The 2857-nt window shown below is 35.7% G+C and carries 3 protein-coding genes; all 3 read left to right on the top strand.

Annotated elements, in window-relative coordinates; all coding sequences use genetic code 11:
• Window positions 1-45 precede the first annotated feature (45 nt).
• A complete protein-coding gene (gene iorA, locus ACKI2P_RS08185) occupies window positions 46-1938 on the top strand; it encodes an indolepyruvate ferredoxin oxidoreductase subunit alpha (protein WP_407376708.1) in 1893 nt (630 codons plus the stop codon).
• 4 nt (window positions 1939-1942) lie between these two features.
• A complete protein-coding gene (locus ACKI2P_RS08180) occupies window positions 1943-2527 on the top strand; it encodes an indolepyruvate oxidoreductase subunit beta (protein WP_407376706.1) in 585 nt (194 codons plus the stop codon).
• Window positions 2528-2581: 54 nt separating this feature from the next.
• On the top strand, window positions 2582-2857 hold a 276-nt coding region (locus ACKI2P_RS08175), incomplete at its 3' end, for a hypothetical protein (RefSeq protein WP_407376704.1).

Here is a 2857-nt window from a genome sequence, read left to right as displayed (position 1 = left end):
CCGCTTGGCCTCCGACTTGTATAAATGGTTTTTTGAGGAAAAATTATGAATTTAAAAGAATTAGTCACAGGAGAGTCTGGTGATAAACAATTTTTATTAGGTAATGAAGCGGCTGTAAGAGGCGTTATTGAAGCAGGTGTTTCTATTGCTGCTACTTATCCCGGGACTCCTTCATCTGAAATTGGAAATATATTATCAGTATTGGCAAAAGACGCCAATATTTATTTTGAATTTTCTACTAATGAAAAGGTTGCAATGGAGATTGCTGCTACCGCTGCAGCTTCAGGCTTAAGGTCATTCACATTCATGAAGCATGTAGGTATGAATGTGGCTGCAGATTCATTCATGACAACAGCATATTCCGGTGTCAACGGCGGAATGGTCATATTGTCTGCTGATGACCCATCTTTGTTTTCATCTCAAAATGAACAGGACACCCGTAATTATGCAAGATTGGCAAATGTACCTATTTTAGAACCTTCAAACTGTCAGGAAGTTAAGGACATGGTTAAATACGCATTTGAATTGTCTGAACAGTTTAATTTACCGGTAATTGTCAGAACCACCACACGTGTTTCTCACATGAGAGGCGTTGTTGAATTTGGAGACATCAATGACAATTCCTCTAAGGGGGATAACCACTGGAAGAGAGGTCATTTCAACAAGGATCCTTCAAAATATGTTCCGGTTCCTGCATTTGCTGGGGATATGCATGTAAGATTATGGGACAAAATCCATAAAATTGAAGAGTTGACAAACAAAACAGAGTTAAATAAGGAAGTTGACTTTGCCGGCAGTAAAAAATACGGAATCATTGCTTCAAGCAGCGCATATAATTATGCCCACGATGTTGTCAAATTAAATAATTTGGATATTGACATTTTAAAATTAGGATTTTCATATCCTTTCCCTCAGCAAAAGGTTGCAGATTTCCTTGCTGATTTGGATGAAGTGTTCATTGTAGAGGAAGTTGACCCTATAATGGAAAGGGAAACATTGGCTACAGTAGGTGCTAAAAAGCTCAATGTCACAGTCCACGGTAAACTGGATGGAACTTTCCCTCTTTATCATGAATTCAACTCAGATGTTGTAGCTGACGGATTAAATAAAACATTTGAATTTAAAGAGGATTCAAATATTTCATATTCAAAAAGTCTTGAAAAATTACAGGAAGATATTCCTCAAAGAGCACCTGTTTTATGCGCAGGATGTCCTCACAGGGCAATGTATTATGGAATCAACAAGGCCATTGAAGAACTGGGATTAAAACCTTCCGATGTTGTTTTTGCTTCTGATATTGGATGTTACACATTAGGTATAAACCCTCCTTACAATGCTGCCGACTATCTTCTTTCAATGGGTTCAAGTGTTGGTGACGGTTGCGGATTTTCAGTTTCAACAGACCAAAAGGTAGCAAGTTTCATCGGAGACTCCACATTTTTCCACAGTGGTGTCGCTCCATTAATCAATGCTGTTCACAACAAGCATAATTTCGTATTGACAGTTCTTGACAACAGAATCACTGCAATGACCGGAGGTCAGCCGAATCCTGGTATTCCTGTTGATGGAATGGGTGATGATGCACCTGAAATTTCCATTCGTAAGTTGGCTGTTGCCTGCGGATGCGATTATGTTCGTGTAATAAATCCGTTTAACTTGGAACAGGTTGTCAAAACTTATGTTGAAGCTTTCAAAAGAGATGATACTGCAGTAATTATTTCAAAAGCTCCATGTACTTTAATTAAAGGATTAACTAAAAAACCTCCAGTTAATCTTGTGGAAAGTAATTGTAATAACTGTGATAAATGTGTAAGTGAACTTGCATGTCCTGCAATCTCAAAGATTGATGGAAAAATCACTATTGATAAGGCTCAATGTGACGGATGCAATGTATGTATCCAAGTTTGTAAATATGGTGCATTAGAGGCAGGTAGGTGAGAAAATGGATAATCAATATTGTATTTATATTTGCGGTGTAGGAGGCCAAGGAATAATCAAGACTTCTACAATCATCGGTGAAGCAGCAATGAATCAGGGTCTGGATGTTGTTATGAGTGAAATTCATGGAATGTCTCAACGTGGAGGTTCTGTATCTACTGAATTAAAGATTGGAGGTTATAATTCCTCAATTATTCCAAATGAAGGTGCTAATATGTTACTTTCCTTTGAACCAATTGAAACAATCAGAGGCCTCGATAAAGTAAACAGTGAGACTAAAATAGTTTATAATACTCATCTGATTATTCCGTCTTCAACAGATAAACCTTATCCTAGTGTAGATGGCATCACAAAAGTTTTAAAGGAAAACTTTAATCATGTTCTTCCGATTGATGGAACTGATCTTGCAATTGAGGCAGGAAGTGTTTTAGCTTTAAACATGGTTTTATTGGGCGCAGTTACTGCTGATGATAATTTTCCATTATCTAAAGAATCAGTTATTGAAGCAATGAAAAATAATTTAAAACCTAAGTTCCATGAAATGAATTTGAAAGCGATTGAAAGTGGATATAAATCAATTAAAGGTTAAATTTTAAATAGTATTTAGAATATAGTTTTAACTAGATTAATAAGTTGTGGTACTATGGCATATAAAATTGACAATGCAATTGTAAAAAAAGATATAGCAGGAAATTTAACATTAATTGATCCGGAAAATGTTTTTGAAGATGAGGATGCATTTATCGCTATTAAAAGTGAGGACTTAATTACTATTCAACTTTTAATCAATGGAATATTAAAAAATGATTTTAAAAGTTGGAGAGAAATGGGTGTAGTTCCTGAAACTGATCCTCTCAAAAGTCTTTTTGTACGTTTAGGTTACTCAAAAGAAGATATAGCTAACATGTTAAAAGAATTC

Origin of the sequence: Methanobrevibacter sp. (genome assembly GCF_045541095.1) — an archaeon.
GTDB lineage: Archaea > Methanobacteriota > Methanobacteria > Methanobacteriales > Methanobacteriaceae > Methanocatella.
This window is presented reverse-complemented; position numbering and strand designations above follow the sequence as displayed.

What these genes read in the sequence shown, in the direction of transcription:
- iorA (WP_407376708.1), top strand. Translation starts at nt 46, where the DNA reads ATGAATTTAAAAGAATTAGTCACAGGAGAGTCTGGTGATAAACAATTT.
- ACKI2P_RS08180 (WP_407376706.1), top strand. Translation starts at nt 1,943, where the DNA reads ATGGATAATCAATATTGTATTTATATTTGCGGTGTAGGAGGCCAAGGA.